The following is a 20,852-nucleotide window of genomic DNA, read 5'->3' as shown; positions in this document are numbered from 1 at the left end:
ACCAGGGCTGCGCCTTCCCCGGCTGCACCATCCCCGCGCCCTGGTGCGAGGCCCACCACATCAGCTACTGGTCCCGCGGCGGGTCCACCAGCACCGACAACGGCACGATCCTCTGCTCACATCACCACGCCCTGGTCCACAAGGAAGAATGGACCATCCAGGTCCGCACCGGCATCCCCTGGTTCATCCCCCCGCCCCATGTGGACCCGCGCCAGATGCCACGACGAAACCGCTACTTCAGGTCATGAAAGCCGCCCGTTCGCGGACTGTCACAGCAGTAGCCCGGACTTCCGCCGCCTTGGCGGCGAAGAAAACGTCGTGCCGCAGAAGACACCGTGTTGCAGAAACCGTGGGACGCGTGCCCCCGGGGACCGCCGGGGACCGCCGGGATCATAGGCCAGACCGGCGCGCTTAGACCGGAGGGCCGGTATTGGGCTTGAGGTTCTTCATCACCAGCGTTGAAGTGAGCCGTTCGACGCCGGGCAGCGAGGTCAGCTCGCTGTCGTAGAAGCGTTGGTAGGCGGGCAGGTCCTCGGCGATGACCTTGAGCAGGTAGTCCGGCGAGCCGAACAGCCGCTGGGCCTCGACGATGTTCGGATTGTCCGCGACCCGGTTCTCGAAAATCTCCATCGTGGCCCGGTCAACCTGCCGGAGCGTGGCGAAAACGATCGCCTCGAAACCAAGCCCGACGGCGGACGGATCGATGTCCGCGCGGTAGCCCCGGATGACGCCGGAGGCCTCCAGATCCCGCAGCCGGCGATGGCAGGGCGCCACCGTGAGCCCCACCTTGGCGGCGAGCGCGGTCGCCGTCATCCGCCCGTCCTCTTTAAGGTAGCGCAAAATGTTTCTATCAATAGCATCAATCACGCAATAATCTTACCCAGGCCGGGCGTTTCTGCGCTAAATCAGGGAACACTTCTGGGGCGAAATTTCGTACAGTTACTCCTGTACCCCGCCGGGGGTGCCTGCGCCCCAGGAGTCCGCCGTGAACATCCAGCTCTTCCTTGCTTTCATCGCCGTTGCCGTCGCCCTCGCGTGCACCCCCGGCGTCGACTGGGCATACTCCATCGCCGCCGGGCTGAAGGACCGCAGCTTCGTCCCCGCCGTGGCCGGGCTCTGCGGTGGCTATGTCGTCCACACCGTGCTCATGGTGGCCGGGCTGGCGGCGCTGCTCTCGGGGATGCCCGGACTCCTGGGCTGGCTGACCGTCGCGGGCGCCGCGTACCTGCTCTGGCTCGGTGTGGCCACCCTGCGGTCCTGGCGCGGCGCCAGCTTCACCGCCGACGGAACCGCCGGAGCCCCCGCTCCGGGGCAAGCGCTGGCACAACCGAAGGCACAGGCGCAGGCGAACCAGTTCCGGACCTTTCTGCAGGGGATGGGGACGAGCGGCATCAACCCGAAGGGCCTGCTGTTCTTCGTCGCCCTGGTCCCGCAGTTTGTCAGTCCCGAGGCCGCGCTTCCCGTGCAGGTCCAGTCCGGGCTGCTGGGCCTGACCTTCGTCCTCCTCGTGGCGGTCATCTACAGCTGCGTCGCGCTGCTGGCCCGCAAACTGCTCCAGTCCCGGCCCGCGGCCGCCCGGGGCGTGACCCTGGCCAGCGGAGTCATCATGCTGGCGCTGGGCGCCGTGCTGCTGTCCGAACAGCTGATTCCCCTGCTGGGCGCCGCCGTCCGGCACAGCTGACACGGTCCGGCACAGGACGGCACAGCACAGCCGACGCCGGCACCCGGCAACGCCGGCACCGTCCGGCCGCCCTACTTGCGCTGCATGTACCACTCCGTGAAGGACGAGGCGCGGCCGTCCCCGGTGAGCTGGATGACCCAGAGGTTGTCGTAGCTGCGGCCGTTTCCCCGGTAGCTGGTGAGGCCCTGCACGAAGGCCCGGCCGCCGTCGACCCCCAGCAGCTTCCACTCGAAGGTCCAGTCGTCGGGTTCGTCGCGGCTGCCCAGCCAGTGTTCGACGATCTGCTCCCGGCCGGTCCATGGCTCGGGTTCGTGCGGGCTGGTCGCGTAGACGGCGTCCTCGGTGAACAGCGCCCGGATATCCTCCGGCTCGTTCGACGCCCACGCCGTGATGTAGTGCTGCATCCACCGTGCCGCTGCATCTTTCATGCCTCGTTTGTACCCCGCGCGTCGGGGGCCCGCAAGCGTACCGGATACGCGGATCGGCCCGCTGGGCTGGGGCGGAAAACCATGAGCGCCGCGTCAGCCGCCGTCAGCCGCCGTCGGCCTGGCCGTATCCCCGGTCCCAGAGTTCATGCATTTCCGCGTCCTTGCGGATGGCCCTCACAGTCTCCAGCTCGGCAGGCTTCCGGCGCGGCCACTCCCGCGGGTTCAGGGACTTCCGTCCGCTGTCCAGCAGGAGCAGCGCGCGGTCCGTCAGGGCATCGTAGCGCAGCGAAAAGTCGGTCTTCCGGCGGCGCAGGACCTCCTGGAGCGCGGGCCGGGCAGCGGCGTAGTCCCCGAGCCTGCGCAGCGAGCGGGCCCGCACCAGCAGCAGCGCAGCCGAGAGGTCGTCGCCGTTGAGCAGCCCCTCGGTATCCGCTGCCACCTCGGCATCGCGTCCCAGCGCGGCCGCCAGCGCACAGCGTGCCAGGGCAAGGGGCAACGACGGCGGTAGCCCGGTCAACGCCGCCAGCGCGGCCTCCGCCTCCCCGGTCTCCCGCAGCGAATGCGACAGGGCGAGGAAGACCGCCTCCTCGCTGAACAGCACCGGGACCTCGATTCTTTCGGCGACTGCCACGCGGGTGAGCACCCCGGAGAGGCACGCGGAGGCAAAGCGGTTGGCGTCGGCGTCGTTCCTGGTGGAGAGGCCGCGCTGGAGCAGTTCGGCGGCGCGCAGGTGGCCCCCGTGCGAGTAGGCCAGCAGCCCGGCCATGAGGTAGCAGAGCCCGGCCCAGCCGGGGAAGGCGCGGGCCAGGGCAATCAGTCGGTCCGGATCGGCACTGCCGAAGACGGCGCCGTGCACGGCCTTGGCCGCCTTGCCGGGCATCCTGCCAAGCTTCGGCACCGGGCCCTCCACGGCCACGGCGCCGCGGATCCGTCCGGCCAGGACGCCGGAGACCAGGCCGCCCACGCCGTCGGCGAGACCGCGCACGGGCGTCCGCACCGCCGCGCCGCGGAAGGGCGTGAGGTCACGGGTGTCCCGGTACAGGACTTGGTGTTGGGGTGCGGATTCTGGGGCTCCGGCGGTCATGCACCCATGCTAGTAGGCATGCACGCCGTCTCAGGCGACCGCCGCCACCCAGACGCCGACCACCCAGGTGCTCGCGGCGAGGCAGGCCAGCCCGAACTCGACGATCATGCCCAGTCCGGTGGCTTTGAGTGCGGCCCAGCTGGAGGCCACGGCGGTCCGGAACGTGCGAGTGCGGTGGAATTCGCTGGCCAGGAGTCCGGCGGCAAAACCGACGACGAGACCGACCACGGGGATGAGGAACAGTCCGGCGACGCCCAGGACCAGCCCCGCCACCACCGAACGGCTGGGGATGTTGTGCTGCTTGAGTTTCCGGCCGGTGAGCACGGCGCCGGCAGCCATCCCGGCCAGCACGAAGAGAAGGCCGACGCCGAACACCACCCAGCCGGTGGTTCCCGCGCCACCCCAGATGGCCCAGGCCAGCAGGCTCAGGCCGATCAGGATGCTGCCCGGAAGGACGGGGATGATGGTCCCGGCCACCCCCACCAGGATGGCGAGGCCGCAGAGGACCGTCACGACGGTCTGGGGGTTCATCGCCCCAGTCTAGGGGCCGGCGTTGCGGTTCAGCCCGCCGGACCAACCATCCGGAAATTAATCGGCGACGGCGGCGCCTCCCCAAGGAGGCCCCGCCGTCGTCGTCCGGTGTGCAGTGTGCCGTATCCGGTGTCCGCGTTGTGGAAACTACTCCGCTTCAACCGCCGCGGCGACGGCGGCGGACACGGCCGGAGCGACCCGCGGGTCCAGCGGGCTGGGCACGATGTAGTCGGCGGAGAGGTCTTCCGCTGCCAGGGCAGCGATGGCGCGGGCCGCGGCCAGCTTCATCGCCGGGGTGATCCGGCGGGCGCCGGCGTCGAGGGCTCCGCGGAAGATGCCGGGGAACGCCAGGACGTTGTTGATCTGGTTCGGGAAGTCGCTGCGCCCGGTGGCGACGACGGCCGCGTACCGGTGTGCGACCTCCGGCAGGACTTCGGGGTCAGGGTTGGACAGGGCGAAAACGATCGAGTCCTGGCTCATCAGCTTCAGGTGCTCCTCATCCAGCTTGGAGGAGGAGACGCCGACGAACACGTCGGCGCCGGTGAGCGCCTCGGCGGGGCCGCCGGAGACGCCGCGCGGGTTGCCGAGTGCGGCCAGCTGGGCCTTCTTGCTGGCCTGGTCCGCGGCGATGTCCGCGCGGTCGCTGTTGATCACGCCGCGTGAGTCCAGCAGGACCACGTCCGTGATGCCGGCGGCCAGGAGCATCTGGGCGACGGCGATGCCTGCCGCGCCGGCCCCCGAGACGACGACGCGCAGCTTCTCGAGTTCGCGGCCGGTCACCTTCGCGGCACCTGTCAGTGCGGCCAGGACCACGACGGCGGTGCCGTGCTGGTCGTCGTGCATGACGGGGCAGTCGAGTGCCTCGATGAGCTTATCCTCCAGCTCGAAGCACCGCGGGGCCGAGACGTCCTCGAGGTTGACGGCGCCGAAGCTCGGGCGCAGCCGGACCAGGGTCTCGACGATCTCGTCGACGTCGGTGGTGTTGAGCACCAGCGGGATGGAGTCCAGCTCGCCGAAGGCCTTGAACAGGGCGGACTTGCCCTCCATGACGGGCAGCGAGGCGCTGGCACCGATGTCGCCGAGGCCCAGGACCGCCGTGCCGTCGCTGACGACGACGACGAGGCGCTGGGCCCAGGTGAGGGTCTTGGCCAACTCGGGGTTGGCGTGGATGGCCCGGCTGACCTGGGCGACGCCGGGGGTGTAGGCAATGGACAGGTCGCGCTTGCTGGCGAGCGGGACCGTGCTGGAAATCGAAAGCTTGCCACCCTGGTGGGATGCGAAGATTTCCTCGTCGCTGAGCGCGGCTACCGGCTCTGCGGGGGAAGTGGTGCCGGCGGGAATGGTCGTTTCAGTGGACACTTCGTTGTCTCCTGGGGCTCATCGTGGGCGTAGGGCTCATGGTGGCTCAAGCACAGGGATGCTCAAGATGGTCTGGGAACATCGGCAGGCCCCGGGGATGGCGGGTCTGCGGTGAAGCTCCGGCACTGCTGGCGGCGGGCCGCCCTTTGTCCTGCAATGGTAAACAAACCGCACCCCGGCGAAGTGCCGCAGGACACATCCCTGCCGGTGGTGAAACGTTTATCCTACGTTTTCGGTGAGTCAAATCACCGGAATTCGATGATTTCTCCGGCCCGCAGGCCTCGCTGGTCTAGACCAGTTACGCGCCGGAACGGGCGCGCGACAGCAGCGAACAGGCCTTCTTCAGGTCCTCCTCGGCCTCGAACAGTGACAAGCGGCGGCAGCGGACGGCCTGGACCAGCCCCGTGACCGTCAGCAACAGGACCCGGGCGACGGCGGCGTCGCCGCTCACGGCCGTCACCGCCTTCTCCGCAATGGAGTCGATATCGCGGAGCAGCCGTGTGGTGTCCGTGTCCTTGACGTAGACCGCCCGGTTGAGGCACTGCTCCACGGCGGGCTGCATGAGACGCATGTGGAAGATCTCCATCACAACCCCGACGAGGGCGTGGGCCAGGACCTTCCCGGCTGGGACGCCTCCGGGAGCGGCGCGTCCGGGGGCGGCGCTTCCGGGAGCGGCACCTCCGGCCGCCTGCGAGCTGCCGGCAAGAAGCTCCCCGAGCTGCTTGCGGTAGAGCGCCAGCACGAGCTGGGTGGAGGACGGGAAATAGCGGTACAGCGTCCCCAGCGGAACATCCGCCTTGGCCGCCACTTCGGAGAGCACCACCGAGTCGAGGCCTTTGCGTGCGAATCCCGCCGCAACCTCAAGAATCCGGGTGTAGCGGAGCCGTTGCCTGGGCAGGGTGGGTGGAGGGGCCATCGGAGGAAGATCTGAGTGAAATTCAGGCATCAGCAGCGTTCCGGGGTCGGTTTTCTCGGCAGCCGGGAGGGGTTCCCCCACTGGCGCTGCCGCGGCAATTCCCGTCAACTATACGCCACAACAGAGGGCCGGAACCCGGTCAAACAGCGGCACCGCCGGCGTCTACGCTCCCGGGGGAGCCGCCCCAGGAGCCGCCACGGCGGCCGTCCCGGCGGCTCAGTCGACACCCCTGATCTTGACCACGAACACGGCGCCCAGGAGGCCGATCACCGCAGCCGCCACGTACAGCGAAACGTACCCTCCCCAGAGCACCACGAAGGGAAACGCGATGAGCGGGGCGAGCACCTGGGGCAGCGAGTTGGCGATGTTGATGATGCCCAGATCCTTGCCGCGGTGCAGCGCGGTAGGCAGCACCTGGGTTATCAGGGCGAAGTCCACGGCCAGGTAGCAGCCGAAGCCGATGCCGAGCACGGAGGCGCCGATCAGCGCGCCGGCCCAGGTCGGCGCGAAGGCAAGGATGAGCGAGGCCGCGGCGATGATGAGCGAAGAGAGGATGACGAGCGGTTTCCGTTTGCCCGCGCGGTCGCTCAGGCGGCCGCCGATCACGCTCGTGATGATCACCATGACGGCGTAGAGGCCGGTGAGGACCAGCACGCCGGACTCCGGTGTAATGCCCTGCGTCTCCCGGACATGGACGGCGTCCTGGAGGAAGTACAGCAGGTACAGGGTGACCATGTGGTTGCCGATGTTCACCAGCAGCCGGGTCAGCCAGGCCCACGCGAAGTCCGGATACAGCGCCGGGGAAATCCAGAAGCCCTTCACGAAGCCGGCCAGGCTGAACGGCGGACGCGCCTGGGCAGGAAGCGGGACGTCGTCGTTCCGGAAGAAATACAGTACGACGCCGGCGAGCAGCGCCGCAGCGCAGATCAGGTAGCCCACGGCGTAGTTGCCCGCCACGGAGGCGGCGATCACGGCGCCGAGCAGGATCCCGACCGTCTGGCCCATGGCCGCGAGTCCGCCCACCGTGCCGCGCTGCGGCACCGGTACGCGGTCCGGGATGGCTGCGGTGACGGCCGCGTACGCGCCGTTGCAGCCGGCCTGCACAAGGCACCAGAGCAGCGTCATGACGGCGACGCTTGGCGCCCCGGCCAGGGCGATGAGGGCCGCTGCGCCGAGCACGGCACCGACGAGGACCCACGGCACCCGGCGGCCAAGGCGCGAGGCTGTCCGGTCGCTGAACGCTCCGAACAGGGGATTGGCCACGAGCGATACCGCGGCGCCCGCACCAGTCACGAGGGCAAGGATGGCCTCCTTGTCCCCCTCGCTGAAGGCTGCCGCCTGCTGCCCGAGCAGCACCTGGATCGGTCCGAAGAACGCCGTGTTGATGCCGATGTTGACCAGCACGACGCCTGCGATCCAGACCGGGCGTACGCGCCGCTCCGGTTCGGCGAGCGACGCCGCCGGGACCTGGCCGTCAGCCTGGCTCGCCAGGGCGGGGTCCGGAGTTGCAGGCGGATCGGAGAAGCTCATGTGCCCCCAGACGGACGAAGCGGACTGATGAATCAGTGTGGGCCAGACTATGGTGGGGATCAAGGTCCGCCCCCATTCCCCGCGCCAAGGAGTACCCGTGCACGCTTCCCCCGTCAATACCGCCGACCTCTACGACGAACGCGGCGAGGAGCTCGACTCCGTCCCGCTGCAGTTCCAGTCGCTGGGCGGGCATTCGCATTTCAGCGGCCCGGTCCGGACCATCCGGTGCTTCGAGGACAACGCCCTGGTCAAGGCCACCCTGGCGCTGCCCGGCGACGGCTCCGTCCTGGTGGTCGACGGCGGCGGTTCCCTCCGCACTGCATTGATGGGGGACCTGATCGCGGCGAGCGCCGTCGCGAACGGCTGGGCCGGCGTCGTTATCAACGGCGCTGTCCGGGACCGTGCCGCCCTCGCCGAACTACCCCTTGGGGTCAAGGCGCTCGGCAGCAACCCGCGCAAGAGCGCCAAGGCCGGCGCCGGGGAGAGCGGCGTGGAACTGGAGATCGGCGGCGTCACGGTCCGCCCGGGCGTCATGATCTGGTGCGACCCGGACGGGATCCTGGTCGAGCGCTGAGTTTCCCTGGCGGGATGCCGGGGAAAGGGCGTCGGGGGAATAAAGGAGCCAGTAGCATAGTTACCGAAAGCAACTATCAGCTTTATCCCAGAACTTCCCCATTGGAGCGGCCATGTCCAAAACCACCTCTGTGCGCGCCCCCGGCGCGGTCCTGACCCCGCGCCAGACCATCACCGTCATGGTCGGACTCATGCTCGGCATGTTCCTGGCCTCGCTGGACCAGACCATCGTGTCCACCTCGATCTACACCATCGCCAACGACCTCGACGGTCTCTCGCTGCAGGCATGGGCCACCACGGCATACCTGATCACCTCCACGGTGAGCACCCCTTTGTACGGCAAGCTCAGCGACATCTTCGGCCGCCGCCCGCTCTACCTGGCCGCGATCCTGATCTTCCTCGCCGGTTCGCTGTACGCCGGCTCGGTCCACTCCATGACCGAACTCGCCATTGCCCGCGGCATCCAGGGCATGGGCGCCGGCGGCCTGCTCGCCCTCGCCCTGACCATCATCGGGGACATCGTGGCCCTGAAGGACCGCGCCAAGTTCCAGGGCTACTTCATGTCCGTGTTCGGCATTTCCTCGGTGCTGGGCCCCGTCATCGGCGGCGCCTTCGCCGGCTCGGCCAACATCCTCGGCTTCGACGGCTGGCGCTGGGTGTTTTTCATCAACCTGCCGATCGGCCTCGCGGCACTGGCCGTGGTGTTCCTCTACCTGCACCTGCCGGCCAAGCACGTGAAGCAGAAGATCGACTACTGGGGCGCCGCCGCCATCACCCTGGCGATCGTTCCGCTGCTGCTGGTGGCTGAGCAGGGGCGCAGCTGGGGCTGGACCTCGGTGAGCTCCCTGCTCTGCGTCGGCCTCGGCATCGTGGGCATCGCGGCGTTCCTCTTCCTCGAGAAGCGTGCCGGCGACTACGCCCTGATCCCGCTGCGCCTCTTCCGGAACATCACCTTCGGCCTGTCCTCACTGCTGAACTTCATCATCGGCATCGGCATGTTCGGGGCCATCGCGATGCTTCCGATGTACCTGCAGCTGGTCAAGGGCCTGACCCCCACCGAGGCCGGCCTGATGATGATCACCTTCACGGCGGGCATCCTCTTCGGCTCCATCACCGCGGGCCGGACCATTTCGGCGTCGGGCACGTACCGGATCTTCCCCATCATGGGCACCGCCATCCTGACCGGAGCCGCCCTCGTGATGGGGCTCTCGCTCCGCGCGGATACCCCGCTGTGGGTTCCGGGTGCCATCGCCGTATTCTTCGGCCTGGGCCTGGGCTTCTGCATGCAGCCGCTCACGCTGGCCATGCAGGTCTCGGTGCCGGCGAAGGACATGGGCGTGGGGACCTCCTCGGCCGCGTTCTTCCGCTCCATGGGCGGTGCCGTGGGCACGGCCGCGTTCATCTCCATGCTGTTCGCCCTGGCGGCGGACAAGGTCGCCAGCGGGATGAAGGCCGCGGCGCAGGACGCCGGCTTCCTCAAGGTCCTGAGGGATCCCGCCGTCGCCGCCGACCCCGCCAACGCGAAGCTCTACGCCTTCTTCAAGAACGGTGCCAGCAACGATTCACTCAACGACACGAGCTGGCTGCACTCCGCGAACCCGACGCTGATCCGGCCCATCACCGAGGGTTTTGCCCAGTCGATCGACGCCGTGATGCTGACCGCCGCCGCGCTCACCGGTGTGGCCTTCCTGATCAGCTTCGCGCTGCCGAAGAAGAAGCTCACCGACCCGAAGGCGTCGCCGGACGCGGCGGGTTCGGAGGCCGGTACTGCGGCCGTCCCGGCCCATTAGACTCGATAGGGCACGATTCGCGGCACGGCCACCACTCGACGAGGAGCAACAATGACCAGCATCCTGACCGGCAAGGAGCACCGGCCGGCGCGCCCGCCGCTCAGGAAATCACTCTCGCTGTCAGCCGCAACGGCGGGCTTCGTGGCGGTGGCCATTTCGTATGCCGGACCCATGCTGGTGGTCCTGCAGGCTGCCCAGAGTGCGGGCCTGAGCGCCGAGCTGACCACATCCTGGGTGTGGTCACTCGCCGTCGCCAGCGGCATCACGTGCGTGGTCCTCAGCATGCTGACCCGCCAGCCGATCGTGGTCGCGTGGTCGGTCCCCGGCGCCGCGCTCCTGCTGACGGCGCTGGGGAACTACGAGTACAGCGACGCGATCGGCGCCTACGTCGTGGCCGCCGTGCTGTCCCTGGCCATCGGGGTGACCGGGCTGTTCGGCCGGCTCTTGTCGGTGGTGCCCAAGCCCGTCATGGCGGCGGTGCTGGCCGGCGTCCTGCTGCCCTTCGCCCTCAGGGCCGCCGGCGCCGTCGTCACCTCCCCCCTCGTGGCGGGAGGGCTGGTGCTGGCCTTCCTGATCGGCAGGCGCATCACCCCGCGCTACGCCGTGCTGCTGGCCGTCGTGGTGGGCGCCCTGCTGAGCGCCCTCACGGGACAGGCCACACTGCCGGCGCTGACGCTGGACCTTTCCGGGCCTATCTGGACCACGCCGACCTTTGACCTCCAGGCCATCATGGGAATCGCCATCCCGCTGGTGATCGTGACCATGGCGGGGCAGAACGGGCCCGGCCTCACCATGATGGACACCCTGGGCTACAAGGTCAACGACAGGCTCGTCCTCGGCGGTGCCTCCGCGGCGTGGCTGGTGTCAGCACCGTTCGGCTCGCACGGCATCAACCTGGCAGCCATCACCACAGGCATCTGCGCCGGCCCGGAGGCCCATAAGGACATGGACCGCCGCTACATGGCGGGGGTCTTCTGCGGACTCTTCTACATCCTGTTCGGTCTCTTCAGCAATACCGCCGTGGCGCTCTTCTCCGCCGTGCCCGCCGCAATGATGGCGGCACTGGCCGGCGTGGCACTGCTGGGAGCGCTCCAGAGTTCGCTCATCGACTCGGTGTCCGATTTCAAGGCGAACCCCCTCGCCGCCGAGGCCGCACTGATCACCCTTGTGGTCACCGCCTCGGGCCTGGCGCCGTTGGGCATCGTCTCGCCGTTTTGGGGACTGCTGGCAGGGAGTGCGGCTTACCTCCTGCTGCGGCGCTACGGGAAGAAAGCCTGAGGGCAGCCCGGCGGTCCTGCCGCAGCCCGCCGCCCGCCGTCACGGGAGGCGCCCTTCTGGGCCGGTTTCCGGCGATTTTCCGCCTAAATCCAAGCGGACGCCTCCGGCAGCGGGTCGAAAGTCTGCGCGCAGTGACGCAGCTAAGGAACGACGACGGCGCCTCGACCACGTGCGGTTGGTGCCCGGCAACGTAGCGGCGGAGAACGGCACCTGCGAGCCGAAGTGCTCCCCCAACTGCGCGGCCGGCCGCGAGTCCAAGCCCCGTCCCGCAAGGCAATGTCCGACGCCGAAACCGAGACCGTGCGTTCCTGACCCTCCCTCGCCTTCCGCACGTAATGTCCCGGCGCTCCCGCAGATCCGGGGCTTAAGCAACGGGCCCTCCCGCACATCAGGTGAGGGAGGGTCCGCCGGATTCTTCCGAAAAGTGAGGGAGGGTCCGATGGTTCTGCGGTCAGACCGCGGCCTTGGCCTCTTCCACCAGGGTGGAGACAGCCTCGAACAGCGGGTGGTCAGGGGCCAGGCCCGTGATCTTCGCCGTGGCCTCGTCCGGGGTGGAGGAGGCCAGGATCTGCGTGAGTTCCACGGCTTCGGCGTCGGCCGGGTCGTTGAACCGCAGGGCCGCGGCGACCGCACCGAGCAGCCCTTCCGGGACGATCCCCCGTTCGGCCAGCTCCGCCGCCGGGCCGATGAAGCGTTCGTGCCGGCTGAGCTTGCGCAGCGGCGCGCGGCCCACCCGGTTCACGGTGTCTGGCAGGTGCGGGTTGGAGAAGCGGCCCAGGATCTTCTGGACATACGCCTCCTGCTCGTCCCGGCTGAAGCCATGCTTGGCCACCAGCAGCTCCTTGGTCTCGTCCAGGACGGCGCGCACATCGGCGGCGACGTCGGGATCGGCCATGGCCTCGGAAATCTTGCCGAGGCCGGAATCGAAGCCGAAGTAGGCGGCCGCGGCGTGCCCGGTATTCACCGTGAACAGTTTCCGCTCGATGTACGGCTCCAGGTCGTCCACGAACGTCGCCCCGGGGATGGCCGGTTCCTTGCCCGCGAACGGGGTGCGGTCGATGACCCACTCATAGAAGGTCTCCACCGTGACATCCAGTCCCTGCCCGGCCTCCTGGTTTGGCACGATCCGGTCCACCGCCGTGTTCGCAAACACGGCCACAGCATCCAGGGGGCCCGCGGCCGGATCCCACTGGGCAACCACCTCGGACTTCAGGATGTCCGTCGCGTTGATGGCGTTTTCACACGCCATCACCTGCAGCGGAGCCAGTCCTGCGGCCCGGACGGCGATCCCCCTGGCGATCGCGGGAGCGACGAACTTGAGGATGTGCGGCCCGACCGCGGTGGTGACGAGGTCCGCCGTCGCGATTTCCGCGATGACGTCCGCCTCCTGGGTGCTGGAGTTCAGCGCCCGGAAGTTCTCCACCGTCCGGACGGTGGGGTGCTCCCCCACCTCGTGGACGTCGTAGCTGTGCGCCGCGGCCAGCTCGGTGATCAGGGCCTCCGCGACATCCGCGAACACCACCTCATACCCCGCCTCGTGCAGCAGCAGCCCCACAAAGCCGCGCCCGATGTTTCCGGCGCCGAAATGGACAGCCTTCACTAGGAGTTGACCTTTCCGAACAGGTCCAGGACTTCCTCGACCGTGGTGGCCGCCTCGAGCCGGGCGACCTGTGCCTTGTTCGTGAAGACCTTCGCGATCGAGGACAGGATGTGCAGGTGCTCATTGTTGATCCCGGCGACGCCCACCACGAACTTGACCTCGTTGCCGTTCCAGTCGATCCCGTTCGGGTAGCGGATCACGGAGACGGCGGACTTCATGATGTGGTCCTTGGCGGCGTTGGTGCCGTGCGGGATGGCGAGATAGCTGCCCATGTAGGTGGAGACGGACTGCTCGCGCTCGTGCATGGCATCCAGGTAGCCGGAGTCGACGGCGCCGCGGTCCAGCAGGAGCTGCCCGGCCTCGTCGATGGCGGCGTCCCGGGTGGTGGCCGTCCCGTCCAGGACGACGCTTTCGGGCGCCAGGATGCCGGACGGACCGGTTTCCTCGGGCTCCGCAGACTCCGCAGGAGTGACGACGGCGGCAGCCGCCGCTGCGCCCGCGCCCGCACTGGCCGCGCCGGCGTCCGGTGCGGCGGCCGCCTCGTCCGGGGCGTTGCTGCTCTTCACCAGCTCCACGATCTCGTCATACCGCGGGCTGTTCATGAAGTTGTCCACGGAGACGTGCACGGCGCTGGCCGTTGCGGGCTTGGCCCGCTCGGTCAGATCCTGGTGGGTGATGACGACGTCGTACGTGTCGCTGAGGTTCGCGATGGCGGAGTTCGTGACCTTGACGTCCGTGAACCCGGCAGCCTTGATCTTGTTCCGCAGCACCGAGGCGCCCATCGCGCTGGAGCCCATGCCGGCGTCGCACGCAAACACGATGTTCTTGACCGGGCCGGACAGCACGGCAACGCTGCCTGCACCGGCGGCACCCGTGAGGGCGGAGGACACCGAGCTCTTCTTGCCCTTCATCGCTTCCATGCGGTACGTCGCTTCGCCGAGTTCTTCCTCGTCCGGGGCCTTGCTGGACTTCAGAATCACCGAGGCGATCAGGAAGGAGACGGTGGCGGCGAGCAGCACCGACAGGGCCACGCCGAAGTAGCTGTCCGACGCGGTCGCGGCGAAGACCGCGATGATACTGCCCGGGGCCGCCGGCGAGCGCAGGCCGGCGCCGGTGAGCACCAGGGTGAAGATGCCGGTCATGCCGCCGCCGATTGCGGCGAGGATGATGATCGGCTTCATCAGCACGTAGGGGAAGTAGATTTCGTGGATGCCGCCGACGAACTGGATCAGGGCGGCGCCGGGGGCCGAGGCCTTGGCCAGTCCCTTGCCGAAGAGCGTGTAGGCGAGCAGGATGCCCACGCCCGGACCGGGGTTGGCTTCGAGCAGGAACAGGATGGACTTGCCCTGCGCCAGCGCCTGCTCCGTGCCCAGCGGGGTCAGGATGCCGTGGTTGACGGCGTTATTGAGGAACAGGACCTTTGCGGGCTCGATGAAGATGCTGGTCAGCGGCAGCAGTCCGTTGTGGACCAGGAATTCGACGACGGCGCTTGCCCCGTTGCTGAAGGCCTTCACCACCGGGCCGATCACGAGCATGCCCACGATGGCGAAGGCCGCCGCGACGATGCCGGCGGAGAAGTTGTCGATCAGCATCTCGAAGCCCGGCTTGACGCGGCCTTCCCAGATCTTGTCCAGCTTCTTCATGACCCAGGCCGTCAGCGGGCCCATGATCATGGCGCCGATGAACATGGGGATGTCGGTTCCCACGATCACGCCCATGGTGGCAGCGGCACCCACCACACCGCCGCGGATGCCGTGGATGGCCCGGCCGCCGGTGTAGCCGATCAGGAGCGGCAACAGGAAGGTAATCATCGGCCCGACCAGTTTGGCCAGCTCCGCGTTGGGCGTGAAGCCTGCCGGAATGAAGAGCGCCGTGATGATGCCCCAGGCGATGAACGCCCCGATGTTGGGCATGATCATGCCGGACAGGAACGTCCCGAACTTCTGGACGCCAACCCGCACGCTGGTCCTGGGCTTTGCAACTCTCTCTGTTGCCATGTGATTTCCTAACCGTCATTCCTGCGGCAGCGCAGGATGATCCGATAATTTCGACAAGCTAGCTGGTGGAGCTGGTGGAGATCCGGTGGAGCCATTCGAGGAACAGCTTGAGTTCCGAGCTGGAGAGCTGGTCCGAGTTGGACACCTGGAGCGCCGCGTTCAAAGCGATGGCCGCCACGACCACCGACGATTTCCCGGTATCTTCGGGGCCGCTGTCCCTGGCCTGCTCCGTGGAAACCGCAAAGATCATGGCGTCACGGGTCATGGCGGACAGCTCGAGATTGCGCTCCGGCGCCTTTTCCGTGATCAGCATGAGCGTCATGCCCACATTGGCCGCCAGGATGCTCCTGGCCGCCTCCTTGGGCGGGACGTTGAGTTGGCCGGCGACCGCGGCCTTGTTCAGCATCTCCTCCATGAGGGCCTCGGCATCGGCGACGATGACCGGACGGCTCTCGGGGCGGATATTGCCAAACATCACCAGGTACAGTTCCGGCTGGTCCAGCCCGAACTGCACATGGTTGTCCCACATCCGCCGGATGTCCTCCAGCGGCTGCCCGGACGGCGCGAAGTCACGTTCGTCCGCCACGAATTCCTCAAAACCCGCGGCGATGACGGCATCGAACAGCCCTTCCTTGTCACCGAAGTGGTGGTAGAGGGTAGGGGCAGTGACGCCTGCCAGCTGGGTGATCTGGCGGGTGGAGACCGCCGATCCGCCGGAGGCGGCCAGCAACTCCGCCGCTGCGCGCAACAGCCTCACTTTGGGCGGAAGCTGGCCATCGAAACTCATAACCGCTACCCTAGCACCTATAGCAACGCTATATGAAGTGCATCACATACACTTTTTCCAGGTGCCGCGATCCGCCGGCTGACGTAGCCGTCAGCGGACCGGAAGGATCGGCCCGGACCAGCGGTTCGGCGGCGCTGCTTGCGAACCGGCTTACTGTCTACAGCAGAGAATGAGGACCTTCAGTGCAGAACTTCCCAGGAGTGGGCGTCAGCCCCGGCCGCGTCATCGGCACCATCCGCCAGATGCCCAAACCGGTCAGCGAGCCCCCGGCGGGCGATCAGCTGCCGGCCGGTGTCACCGCGGAGGAGGCCACCGCAGCGCTCAAGACGGCCGCGAAGTCCGTCCACGACGAGCTCAGGGCCCGGGCCGGGACGGTCAGCGGCGACGGCAAGGCCGTCCTTGAAGCGACGGCGCTCATGGCCACGGACACCATGCTGCTCAAGTCCGCCGCCAAGCTGATCGGCCGCGGCGCATCCAACCAGCGCGCCATCTGGGAGGCCGGCGCCTCGGTTTCGGAAATGCTCCACAACCTGGGCGGCTACATGGCCGAGCGCGCCACCGACGTCCTGGACGTCCGCGCCCGGATCGTCGCCGAGCTGCGCGGCGTGCCGGCCCCCGGCATCCCGGTTTCCGCCACCCCGTTCATCCTGATCGCGGAGGATCTGGCCCCGGCGGACACCGCGACGCTCGATCCGGAAAAGGTCCTGGCCCTCCTCACCGCCGGCGGCGGCCCGCAGTCCCACACCGCGATCATTGCCCGCTCCCTGGGCCTGCCTGCCGTGGTGGCCGCGGCCGGCGTCGACCAGCTTCCGGACGGCACGGAGGTCTATGTGGACGGCGCCGCCGGCATCATCACGGCGGATCCCGACGAATCCGAGCGGGCCGCGGCAGCGGCCTGGGCCACCACAGCCTCGCTGCTGGCGGCTTTTGACGGCACGGGTTCGACGGCGGACGGCCACCTCGTTCCGCTCCTCGCAAATGTCGGCGGGGCGAAGGATGCCGTGGCCGCCGCGGGCCTCAACGCGCAGGGCGTCGGGCTGTTCCGGACCGAGTTCTGTTTCCTCGAGCGGGACACCGAGCCCACGGTGGAGGAACAAGCCGCAGCCTACAAGGGCGTCTTCGACGCCTTCCCGGGCAGGAAGGTGGTCCTCCGGACGCTCGACGCCGGCGCGGACAAGCCCCTGCCCTTCCTCACCGACGCCACCGAACCCAACCCGGCCCTGGGTGTCCGCGGCTACCGCACGGACTTCACCACCCCGGGCGTGCTGGAGCGCCAGCTGCAGGCCATCGCCCGCGCCGAGCAGGAATCCGCGGCCGATGTCTGGGTCATGGCGCCGATGATCTCCACCGCGGAGGAGGCCGCCCGGTTCGCCTCGCTGTGCGCCGCGGCCGGCATCCGGACACCGGGCGTCATGGTGGAGGTGCCGTCGGCGGCCCTCACCGCCGAGGCCATCCTCCGGGAGGTGGCCTTCGCGAGCCTGGGCACCAACGACCTTACCCAGTACGCCATGGCAGCCGACCGCCAGCTCGGCCCCCTCGCCGCGCTGAACACGCCCTGGCAGCCTGCCGTGCTGCGGCTGGTGGGCCTCACGGTCGAGGGATCGGCGGCTGAAGGCCACAACAAGCCCGTGGGAGTCTGCGGCGAGGCCGCCGCGGACCCTGCCCTCGCCGTCGTCCTCACCGGGCTGGGCGTCACCACGCTGTCCATGACGGCGCGCTCCCTCGCGGCCGTCGCGGCCGTGCTGAAAACGGTCACGCTGGCCGAGGCGCAGGAGCTGGCCAAACTGGCGTTGTCCGCGCCGAGCGCCGCCGAGGCGCGGGCCTGGGTCCGGGAGAAGCTGCCGGTGCTGGAGGAGCTCGGCCTGTAGGGCGGGCCGGGATGCGGGCGCCCCCGGAGGCCGGCCGCGCTAGGATTCAGCCATGGCACTGATAGCACCCCGGGTGACGGCCGGCCTTCCTGCCGAGGACGCGCAGAAACTCCAGTACGCGCTCAGCGGCAGCCACGACATCACGGTGTTCGTGGACGGCACCGTGCACCGGCTGCCGCCCGAGGCGAGGGACGCTGTCGTCGACCTGCTCAACCGGTTCAGCCGGGGCGAGGCCGTGACGGTCAGCAGCGTCGAGGAAATGCTGACCACGTCCCGGGCGGCGGAACTGGCCGGCATCTCGCACACTTATCTGCGGAACATGACCGACCGCGGCGAGATCCCGGTGGAATACCGGGGCACGCACCGGCGGATCCGGCTCGCAGATATCATGGCATGGCTCGAAACGCAGAAAAAGAACGCTCCTGCGGAGGGGGTCGGAGACAGTGCAACAGCCGGGGCCGGAGCCGGTGCCACAGCCAGTGCCGCCACCGGCGGGAATGACAGCGGTACGGATGGTTCGTGACGCGGTGATAAGGATCAAGCAACGATCCCTGCGCGGCGCGGAAACGCGTATGGGCCCGGGGTTACGCTTGAATGGTGGGTAAATTCAGAGGGTGGCATATCGCGGCCGGCATTGCCGCCATGGTGCTCACATACGTCCTCGGGACCGCCATGGGGCTGAACAACACAGCCACCTTCATGTCCAGTTGCGTCGCCTTCGTGGCCGTCTCCTTATGGACGGACAGCCGGATTACGCGCCTCCGGCGAAGAACAGCGCGGGGAACAGCGCGGGAGGCAACACGGGAAACACCGCGGGACGCCGCCCGCGGCCCCGAGGCGGACCGCGCAGCAGAGCACACCGCAGAGCACAGGCCGTACCGGGACCCGTCCTAGATCCGCGGCCGGGCCGCCCAGCGCCGCGCCTTGAGGGCCGCGTGAAGTTCCAGCCGCACCCTCCCCTTCAGCGGATCCACCCCCAGCAGCTGGCGGATCCTGCCCAGCCGGTTGTAGATGCTGCTCCGGTGCAGGTGCAGCTTGGTCGCGACCTCCTGGACCGAGCCGTCATTGTCATAGAACAGCTCCAGGACAGGCAGCAGCTCGCCGTTGCGGTCGTGGTCCTCGAGCAGGCGGAAGTACACGGATCCCGCGTCCGCCCATGCCCCCGCACCGCCGCCCGCCGAGGCCAGGAGCTGGTAGAGGCCCGTGGCGCGGCAGTCGACCAGTTCCCCCAGCTGGGGGTCCACCGCCGCGGCCTGGGCGGCCAGTCTCGACTGCCGGTAGGCCTCGGCGATTTCACGGGGCTTTGCGAAGCCCTCGGACGCGCCGAGGATGATCCTCCGGACGGTCCGCCCCGAGCGTTTAGCAAGTTCCAGCTGGTAGTGGACCAGGACCTGGGCGTGGTCCGCCCGGCCGGGCGATTCCTTGAAGAGTACGACGGCGTGGGTTTCGGTGCCGGCGCTGAACAGGGCGGCGTCCACCCCCACCGTGGCCTGCAGCGCCGCGGACCGGTGGATCAGCGTGGAGGCGATGGGGTCCGCGCCTTCGGCCCAGCCGTCGGCGTCGAGCACGGTCACGAGCTGCCAGGGCCCGCGGCCCTGCACTTCCTTCCAGCCGGCCACGGCTGCCACCGCATTCGCCTCGCCGGCGCAGGCGGCCAGGAACTCCTGTTCGCGGCGGCGGCGGAACTCTGATTCGGCCGTGTTGGAGTCCAGCAGCAGGGCGGACAGCTGCTCCACCTCGCGTCCCACCTCCGGCAGCCGGGCGAGGACCGGGGCCGCGCCGGGCTCGTCGGCGTCCAACTGGACCCAGAGGTACCCCACCCGGAAGCCGCGCACCAGCAGCGGCACGCAGACCCGGCCCAGCATGCCCAGTTCCTCGTTCGCCGGCACGACGACGGGACGCACCGCCGTCGCGATGCCGTGCGAGAGCTGCCAGGCACTGACATCCACGGCCACCCGCTTGCTGAGCAGGAAGTTCACCCGGACCCGGTCCGCGTGGGACTGGTTGGAGCTGTAGGCGAGGAGGAGGCCGTCGAGGTCCTCGAGCGAGAGGCCGCGGCCCAGCTTCAGCGCCACCTGCTCCACGAGCTGCTCCACATCCGGCTGCTGCATGCTGCCAAGACTACTGCCCCCGCCCGGTCCGGGGCGAGCGGACAGCAGGCGACACCTGACGCTCGCTGGCTCGACAAATGTCTAATGCAATATCTCAAAAACCTTGGAAACGCGCGGAAGGACGGTCCCGGCCGCCGTCCGGCCTTGTTGCCCGGCTCACAAGCGGAACTATTCTGGAAGCACAACATCCCCCGGACAACCAGGCCCATCAGGCCGACAGCACTGGAGCCAAAAAATGATCATCGGTGTTCCCAAAGAGATCAAAAACAACGAATTCCGCGTCGCCATCACGGCCGCGGGCGTTCACGAATTCCGCACCCATGGGCACAGCGTCCTCGTGGAGCGCGGGGCGGGCCTGGGCTCCGGCATCACGGACGAGGAATACGCCATCGCCGGCGCGGAGATCGTCGCCGAAGCCGACGACGTCTGGGCCCGCGCGGACATGGTCATGAAGGTCAAGGAACCGGTCAAGGCCGAATACCACCGCTTCCGCAAGGGCCTCATCCTCTTCACCTACCTGCATCTGGCCGCCGAGCCGGACCTGACCCAGGAACTCATCAACACCGGCGTCACCGCGATCGCCTACGAGACCGTCCAGGAGGGCCGCACCCTGCCGCTGCTCGCCCCGATGTCCGAGGTTGCCGGCCGCCTGTCCGTGCAGGTCGGCGCCGCGTCCCTGATGGCACCTGCCGGCGGCAAGGGCGTGCTGCTCGGCGGCGTGCCGGGCGTCCGCCCCGCCAAGGTCGTCGTGCTCGGCGCCGGCGTGGCCGGAACCAACGCCGCCGCCATGGCCCTGGGCCTCGGCGCCGACGTGACCATCCTGGACATCAACATCAACCGCCTGCGCGAACTGGACGCCCAGTACCAGGGCCGCCTGAAGACAGTCGCGTCCAACGCCTACGAGATCGACAAGTCCGTCGTCGACGCCGACCTCGTGATCGGCTCCGTGCTGATCCCGGGCGCCAAGGCGCCCAAGCTCGTCAGCAACGAACTCGTGTCCCGGATGAAGCCCGGCTCCGTGCTGGTGGACATCGCCGTGGACCAGGGCGGCTGCTTCGAGGACACGCACCCGACCACGCACCAGGAACCCACCTACAAGGTCCACAACACGGTCTTCTACTGCGTGGCCAACATGCCCGGCGCCGTCCCGAACACCTCCACCTATGCGCTGACCAACGTCACGCTGCGCTACGGCGTGGCACTGGCCAACATGGGCGTCTCTGCCGCGTTTGAGCGCGACGCCGCCCTGGCCGCCGGCCTGAACATCGCCGCCGGCAAGGTCGCCCACCGCTCGGTTTCCGAGGCGCACAACCTGCCCC

General features: G+C 68.6%; 20 protein-coding genes. 9 read left to right on the top strand and 11 right to left on the bottom strand.

What is annotated here, in order from left to right; all coding sequences use genetic code 11:
* The coding region (locus tag J9611_RS02530; protein WP_211877471.1) for an HNH endonuclease signature motif containing protein at nucleotides 1–248 on the top strand (248 nt) is incomplete at its 5' end.
* A gap of 163 nt (nucleotides 249–411) precedes the next feature.
* Here J9611_RS02530 and J9611_RS02525 read toward each other — a convergent pair.
* Nucleotides 412–867 carry an Lrp/AsnC family transcriptional regulator gene (locus J9611_RS02525; protein WP_211877469.1) on the bottom strand — a complete coding sequence of 152 codons (456 nt, stop codon included), beginning with the start codon at nucleotides 865–867 and terminating at the stop codon, nucleotides 412–414.
* A gap of 118 nt (nucleotides 868–985) precedes the next feature.
* Between J9611_RS02525 and J9611_RS02520 the strand changes: the two genes are divergently transcribed.
* Nucleotides 986–1,681: a LysE family translocator gene (locus J9611_RS02520; protein WP_211877467.1), complete on the top strand. Its 696-nt coding sequence runs from the start codon at nucleotides 986–988 to the stop codon at nucleotides 1,679–1,681.
* 71 nt (nucleotides 1,682–1,752) lie between these two features.
* Here the strand turns inward: J9611_RS02520 and J9611_RS02515 are convergent, their stop codons facing one another.
* The 6 genes from J9611_RS02515 to J9611_RS02490 form a co-directional block, all read right to left on the bottom strand.
* Nucleotides 1,753–2,109, bottom strand: a complete 357-nt coding sequence (locus J9611_RS02515) for a nuclear transport factor 2 family protein (protein ID WP_246527275.1) — start codon at nucleotides 2,107–2,109, stop codon at nucleotides 1,753–1,755.
* Nucleotides 2,110–2,212: 103 nt separating this feature from the next.
* Entirely contained in the window at nucleotides 2,213–3,193 is a 981-nt protein-coding gene (locus tag J9611_RS02510) for a hypothetical protein (protein WP_211877466.1), read from the bottom strand.
* A 30-nt stretch (nucleotides 3,194–3,223) separates the two neighbouring features.
* The gene (locus J9611_RS02505; protein ID WP_211877465.1) at nucleotides 3,224–3,724 is read right to left on the bottom strand and encodes a DUF456 domain-containing protein; all 501 of its coding nucleotides are present in this window, start codon (nucleotides 3,722–3,724) and stop codon (nucleotides 3,224–3,226) included.
* Nucleotides 3,725–3,871: 147 nt separating this feature from the next.
* Entirely contained in the window at nucleotides 3,872–5,083 is a 1,212-nt protein-coding gene (locus tag J9611_RS02500; RefSeq protein ID WP_211877464.1) for an NAD(P)-dependent malic enzyme, read from the bottom strand.
* A gap of 298 nt (nucleotides 5,084–5,381) precedes the next feature.
* The gene (locus J9611_RS02495) at nucleotides 5,382–6,029 is read right to left on the bottom strand and encodes a helix-turn-helix domain-containing protein (protein WP_211877463.1); all 648 of its coding nucleotides are present in this window, start codon (nucleotides 6,027–6,029) and stop codon (nucleotides 5,382–5,384) included.
* A 186-nt stretch (nucleotides 6,030–6,215) separates the two neighbouring features.
* Nucleotides 6,216–7,529: an MFS transporter gene (locus tag J9611_RS02490; RefSeq protein ID WP_211877462.1), complete on the bottom strand. Its 1,314-nt coding sequence runs from the start codon at nucleotides 7,527–7,529 to the stop codon at nucleotides 6,216–6,218.
* A gap of 97 nt (nucleotides 7,530–7,626) precedes the next feature.
* On the opposite strand from J9611_RS02490, the gene rraA reads away from it, so the two are divergent.
* From rraA to J9611_RS02475, 3 genes are all read left to right on the top strand, one after another.
* Entirely contained in the window at nucleotides 7,627–8,103 is a 477-nt protein-coding gene (gene rraA, locus J9611_RS02485) for a ribonuclease E activity regulator RraA (protein ID WP_372447747.1), read from the top strand.
* A 112-nt stretch (nucleotides 8,104–8,215) separates the two neighbouring features.
* Nucleotides 8,216–9,892, top strand: coding sequence for an MDR family MFS transporter (locus J9611_RS02480; RefSeq protein WP_211877461.1), 1,677 nt, complete (start codon nucleotides 8,216–8,218; stop codon nucleotides 9,890–9,892).
* A 51-nt stretch (nucleotides 9,893–9,943) separates the two neighbouring features.
* A complete protein-coding gene (locus J9611_RS02475) occupies nucleotides 9,944–11,170 on the top strand; it encodes a benzoate/H(+) symporter BenE family transporter (protein WP_211877459.1) in 1,227 nt (408 codons plus the stop codon).
* Nucleotides 11,171–11,621: 451 nt separating this feature from the next.
* On the opposite strand, the gene J9611_RS02470 is transcribed toward J9611_RS02475, so the two are convergent.
* The 3 genes from J9611_RS02470 to J9611_RS02460 are packed head-to-tail and all read right to left on the bottom strand — an operon-like array spanning nucleotide 11,622 to nucleotide 15,554.
* The gene (locus J9611_RS02470; protein WP_211877457.1) at nucleotides 11,622–12,770 is read right to left on the bottom strand and encodes a mannitol-1-phosphate 5-dehydrogenase; all 1,149 of its coding nucleotides are present in this window, start codon (nucleotides 12,768–12,770) and stop codon (nucleotides 11,622–11,624) included.
* The gene (locus tag J9611_RS02465; RefSeq protein ID WP_211877451.1) at nucleotides 12,770–14,767 is read right to left on the bottom strand and encodes a PTS mannitol transporter subunit IICBA; all 1,998 of its coding nucleotides are present in this window, start codon (nucleotides 14,765–14,767) and stop codon (nucleotides 12,770–12,772) included. The genes J9611_RS02470 and J9611_RS02465 overlap by 1 nt, the downstream gene beginning before the upstream one ends.
* Before the next feature lie 58 nt (nucleotides 14,768–14,825).
* Complete coding sequence (locus J9611_RS02460; RefSeq protein ID WP_211877445.1) at nucleotides 14,826–15,554, bottom strand: TetR/AcrR family transcriptional regulator; 729 nt, start codon at nucleotides 15,552–15,554, stop codon at nucleotides 14,826–14,828.
* A gap of 182 nt (nucleotides 15,555–15,736) precedes the next feature.
* Here J9611_RS02460 and ptsP point away from each other — a divergent pair, with 182 nt between their 5' ends.
* The 3 genes from ptsP to J9611_RS02445 all read left to right on the top strand — a co-directional run bounded on the left by ptsP (nucleotide 15,737) and on the right by J9611_RS02445 (nucleotide 18,316).
* Nucleotides 15,737–17,422 (top strand): phosphoenolpyruvate--protein phosphotransferase, encoded by a 1,686-nt coding sequence (ptsP, locus tag J9611_RS02455; protein ID WP_211877443.1) that lies wholly within the window; start codon nucleotides 15,737–15,739, stop codon nucleotides 17,420–17,422.
* Nucleotides 17,423–17,474: 52 nt separating this feature from the next.
* Complete coding sequence (locus J9611_RS02450) at nucleotides 17,475–17,945, top strand: helix-turn-helix domain-containing protein (protein ID WP_246527274.1); 471 nt, start codon at nucleotides 17,475–17,477, stop codon at nucleotides 17,943–17,945.
* A gap of 119 nt (nucleotides 17,946–18,064) precedes the next feature.
* Nucleotides 18,065–18,316, top strand: coding sequence for a hypothetical protein (locus tag J9611_RS02445; RefSeq protein WP_211877442.1), 252 nt, complete (start codon nucleotides 18,065–18,067; stop codon nucleotides 18,314–18,316).
* Here J9611_RS02445 and J9611_RS02440 read toward each other — a convergent pair.
* The gene (locus J9611_RS02440; RefSeq protein WP_211877440.1) at nucleotides 18,313–19,533 is read right to left on the bottom strand and encodes a PucR family transcriptional regulator; all 1,221 of its coding nucleotides are present in this window, start codon (nucleotides 19,531–19,533) and stop codon (nucleotides 18,313–18,315) included. The genes J9611_RS02445 and J9611_RS02440 overlap by 4 nt on opposite strands.
* 235 nt (nucleotides 19,534–19,768) lie before the next feature.
* Here J9611_RS02440 and ald point away from each other — a divergent pair.
* Nucleotides 19,769–20,852: alanine dehydrogenase (ald, locus tag J9611_RS02435; RefSeq protein WP_211877438.1), on the top strand; the 1,084-nt coding region annotated here is incomplete at its 3' end.

It is taken from the genome of Pseudarthrobacter albicanus, from assembly GCF_018224015.1.
GTDB lineage: Bacteria > Actinomycetota > Actinomycetes > Actinomycetales > Micrococcaceae > Arthrobacter > Arthrobacter albicanus.
This window is presented reverse-complemented; position numbering and strand designations above follow the sequence as displayed.